The 3782-nt window shown below is 68.4% G+C and carries 4 protein-coding genes; 2 read left to right on the top strand and 2 right to left on the bottom strand.

From position 1 onward, the window contains the following. Window positions 1-371: 371 nt before the first annotated feature. Together OXF11_17685 and OXF11_17680 are read right to left on the bottom strand one after the other, a co-directional pair. Window positions 372-782 carry a hypothetical protein gene (locus OXF11_17685; GenBank protein MCY4488932.1) on the bottom strand — a complete coding sequence of 137 codons (411 nt, stop codon included), beginning with the start codon at window positions 780-782 and terminating at the stop codon, window positions 372-374. A 281-nt stretch (window positions 783-1063) separates the two neighbouring features. After that, on the bottom strand, window positions 1064-1915 hold the full coding sequence (locus OXF11_17680; protein MCY4488931.1) for a hypothetical protein: 852 nt from the start codon (window positions 1913-1915) through the stop codon (window positions 1064-1066). Between the two features lie 589 nt (window positions 1916-2504). Between OXF11_17680 and OXF11_17675 the strand changes: the two genes are divergently transcribed. Next, on the top strand, window positions 2505-3530 hold the full coding sequence (locus OXF11_17675) for a MoxR family ATPase (protein MCY4488930.1): 1026 nt from the start codon (window positions 2505-2507) through the stop codon (window positions 3528-3530). An 11-nt stretch (window positions 3531-3541) separates the two neighbouring features. After that, on the top strand, window positions 3542-3679 hold the full coding sequence (locus OXF11_17670; GenBank protein ID MCY4488929.1) for a hypothetical protein: 138 nt from the start codon (window positions 3542-3544) through the stop codon (window positions 3677-3679). Window positions 3680-3782: the final 103 nt, after the last annotated feature.

The following is a 3782-nucleotide window of genomic DNA, read 5'->3' as shown; positions in this document are numbered from 1 at the left end:
TCCTTCCTTTGGAGCCCGGTCGATTCGGACAAGGTGTTCAAGAGTTGGGTCTTGGTCATGGCCTCCTTGAGCGCCGTGGCCTTGCGGTTTGCGGTCGTCGCCATCCCGGGTGTCTCCTTCCGTTGCTGGCCGCCGTTGTGGAACGGTATCCGAGGGTAACGGATTGGCCGTTGAAAAGCGAATTGTTCCCGATGAGCCAACGGCCCTGGTTGCGGTGAAGCGCGATGTGCAGAACGGGTCCCGGCTCCGGCAGGAGGGGCTGCGGCCTCGACCGCGGGGAAACGGCCGCTTGAGCGGGCCGCGAGGCCATGACGCCCCCGGGCATCAGGTTGAGCAACGCGCCGCTTCGCCGGAACGGCGCGGACGGGCCATCACCGGTCGAGGCCGCTGTCATCGCCGTCCGCACCCATTGCGTGCGTGACCAGGTGGTCCGTAACGTCGTGGAAGTAGACCTCGAGTTCAGTCTGAAGCCGGCTGAACTCCGGCCACACCACCCGGTGGAAGGCGCGCTCGCGGGCGCGCACCATGACCGTCGTGCGGCGTTGGCGCGCATACCGGTAGGGACGCACGCCGTGCTTGCGGCAGACCGCGACGAAGAGGCTGACCGACCACGTGTCGGGCAGCGTGAACTGGAGTTCCACCTCCGGCTCGCGGTCCCCCTCCGGGCCGCTCAGGCGACCCATCGCGGCCCCGGCGGCGGCCCGCTCTCCCGCGGAGCCAGCGCCGCGGAACAGCGCTTCCACCTTGGCGAGCTTCGCTCTCAGTTCCTCGTCGTGGACCATCACTTGTCGCCGGATGGAATCGGGTGTCCGACAATGCCGTCGAGCCCCATGCACAGGATCGCGGCAGAGCAGCATGGTTGCGGCCGACGAACGCCTGTTCTCAACGCATTGTTGTGGCAGTTGCTCCACTGTGCCAGTAGTGCCGGCTCCGTTTCTATCGCCGCGGCGGGAGGATTTGTTGACACCGCGCGGGCAGGCGACACGCGTCCCCCGTCCGCGCCCACGACGACCGTCGCTTCGTGGCGTTTGCCAGCAAACGAATCAACCATTTTCCCGCAACACTAGTGACCACCGGCGGGACGTTCCGCGAGCCGGACGTCGAACGACAGGAACCGGTCGAACAGCGCGGTCTTTCGCCAGCATCGGGCATCGAGGAAATCCAGCGGCAACCGCCATTCGAGCAACCCGAACCAACGCAGCGGTCCGAGAACCCGTCCCGCAAACATCGTGCCCTCCGCATTCCAGTGCAGGTTCGCCACCGACCCGTCGCGAACCGCGCAAAGAGTGGCGAGCGTGTCCACGCTCTGCCCCTCGCCCGCCAGGTGGGAGAGGCCCCACAGGATCACGCCCATGTCGTCCTGCGGCCATCTCCCCGGCAACCCGCGGGGAAACGTCTCGATGAAGCGCCAGAGTTCGGCGTGCCAGAACACATGCCGGAACAGGATCGCCTGAAGCGCCCCCCGTCTCCCCGCTCCCAGCATCTCCCGCCCCAGGGCGGTCACCTGGCACAACCCCGCCCGTCCCTCCAGCAGCCCGGCCATGTCCAGCAGCCGGTGCAGCAGATGGAGCTCCCATACATCGCCCTCGCGAAACGTCTTTCCGGTGCGGAAATGCTCGGTCGCCTCCATCCCGGGCCAGGTCATCGACTCCCGCATCGCCGCAACGGCATCCCGCCTGAAGTTCCCCTTGCCGGTGAGCCGCAGCCACCCGTCCCTGTCCACCCGCTCGAGCACGATCAATGCATTGCGCACGAACGCCGACTCGCCGAGCGCTTCGTCCGGAAGGTCGACCGCGAGTCTGAGCGTGCGGTTCGCGGCCGACGGCTCGGCGCGAAGCGCTACGACGCTCGCCGGCTCAAGAAGCCGCCAGACTGGATCTACCCCGCCGGGCCACTTCGAAAGGTCCGTCCTCATCGCGGTCTCCGCCACGAATCATACATCACGGGTGCAGGCCGTGAAAACGCAAGCCGGGGTATGGCTCCCGGTGCTTTCCGCGACACGCTCTCGCGCCGCCAGGGCGAGGCGAATCGCCGGCTCGCCCGTGGTCGCGTCCCATCAGGTTCCGGAAATGACTCCTCGCCGGGACCGGGCGGCCACGGTTCAGATACGCGCGGCCGCCCGGTCTCCAGCCACGCATCCACCCGGCGCCTCGGGCTCCACCCGTGCGTCTCCCGCCGCCGGAGGTCGTAGCCGGCCCGTGCGAATCCCGGAGCGCGGGCGGTCATCCGCGCCCTTGTGGCGGCTGGCAGGCGAGCCGGGCTCGCCAACGCCACCGGCACGGGAGGGCGCCGCCATGCCCCACACCACTCCACCGAGGATCACGACCGCGCGTGCGAGGCTCTGTCACCAACGGTTCCAGCATTGCCGCACGACGTCCGGGTCCATCCGCCCGCCGGGCGCTCCAGCACGAAGAGCCGGAGGCTAGCCGCGGCGGGGCGCGGGCCGGGCAGTCCCGGAAGGTACCCGCTCCGTTTCCATCTTCCCCCCATCATGGAGGTTGCCCATGCCCCTTCCCGAGAAGATTTCCGCCGACTACACGCTCCGCCCTAGCGAGCTCGCAGAGGTCCTCGCCATGCTGGTCGAGGCCCGCCAGCCGGTAGTGGTGTGGGGGCCACCCGGGGCCGCCAAGAGCCAGATCGCCCAGCAGGTGGCCGCTGCCACGAACCGGCAGTACGTGGACGTCCGGGCTCTGCTGCTCGACCCCGTCGATCTCCGCGGCATCCCCTGGCGCGACGCCGATGACCGCACGCGCTGGGCTCCGCCCGCATTCCTGCCCCCGTCCGACGATCCAGGCCGCTGGCTCATCAACCTCGAAGAACTGCCCTCCGCTGTCCCCATGGTTCAGGCGGCTCTGTACCAGTTGGTTCTCGACCGCAAGGTGGGCGAGTACGAGTTGCCCGAGGGCGCCTCGCTCATCGCCTGCGGCAACCGGGAGACAGACCGAGGCGTCGTCCACCGCATGCCCACTCCCCTGGCCTCGCGCTTCGTCCACCTGGAGATCCGCGTCGATGTCGAAGACTGGCTCGCCTGGGGCGCCGCCCACGGCATCGTTTCCGAGGTACTTTTCTTCGTCACCTACCAGCCCGACCTCCTGCACCGGTTCGATCCGCAGTCCACGGAGAAAGCGTTTCCCTGTCCGCGCACCTGGGAGGCAGTCAGCAACATCGTCAAACACCGGAACGGGCTCGATCCGGCAACGGAGCGGGCGCTTTTCCGGGGGACCGTTGGCGAGGCGGCGGCGGTGGAGTTCTCGGCGTTCCTGAACGTCTGGCGTGAGCTGCCCCATCCCAGGGCGGTCCTGAACGACCCCGCCAACGCGAACATCCCGGAGAACGCGAGCGCGTTGATGGCGCTCTGCGGCTCGCTCTACCGTCTTGCGACAGACGTCACCATGGACGCCATCGTGACCTTTGCGGAGCGGCTCAGGAGGGAGGTGGGAGAGTCGCTGGTGGGAGCGTGCGTGCGCCGCGACCCTGCGCTCCAGCGCTCCCCCGCCTTCATCCGCTGGGCCGCCGCCAGGACCCGGTAAAGGAGGAGACCATGCAGTGCTGGATGATCAACCACTATCCGGCCGGCGATGCCCCGTCGCGCGAGTACGCCGTGACGGCGCGCAGTCGCGATGCCGCGCGGCGGAAGCTCTCCGCCGCAATCCAGGTCCCCCTGTGGACTCTCCGATAGACCGAGAGGAGGAATTCCAATGGACCTCACCCGGGACGCCATGCTGGTCAGCCTGCGCATCAGCGCCTGGTCCGGCAGGCTCTACGACCGCGAGGCGAGCGAC

The sequence above is a fragment of the Deltaproteobacteria bacterium genome (genome assembly GCA_026712905.1).
GTDB lineage: Bacteria > Desulfobacterota > Binatia > UBA9968 > JAJDTQ01 > JAJDTQ01.
The sequence above is the reverse complement of the archived record's forward strand: the minus strand, read 5'-3'. Positions and strand labels throughout refer to the sequence as shown.

What these genes read in the sequence shown, in the direction of transcription:
- OXF11_17685 (MCY4488932.1), bottom strand. Translation starts at nt 782, where the DNA reads ATGGTCCACGACGAGGAACTGAGAGCGAAGCTCGCCAAGGTGGAAGCG.
- OXF11_17680 (MCY4488931.1), bottom strand. Translation starts at nt 1,915, where the DNA reads ATGAGGACGGACCTTTCGAAGTGGCCCGGCGGGGTAGATCCAGTCTGG.
- OXF11_17675 (MCY4488930.1), top strand. Translation starts at nt 2,505, where the DNA reads ATGCCCCTTCCCGAGAAGATTTCCGCCGACTACACGCTCCGCCCTAGC.
- OXF11_17670 (MCY4488929.1), top strand. Translation starts at nt 3,542, where the DNA reads ATGCAGTGCTGGATGATCAACCACTATCCGGCCGGCGATGCCCCGTCG.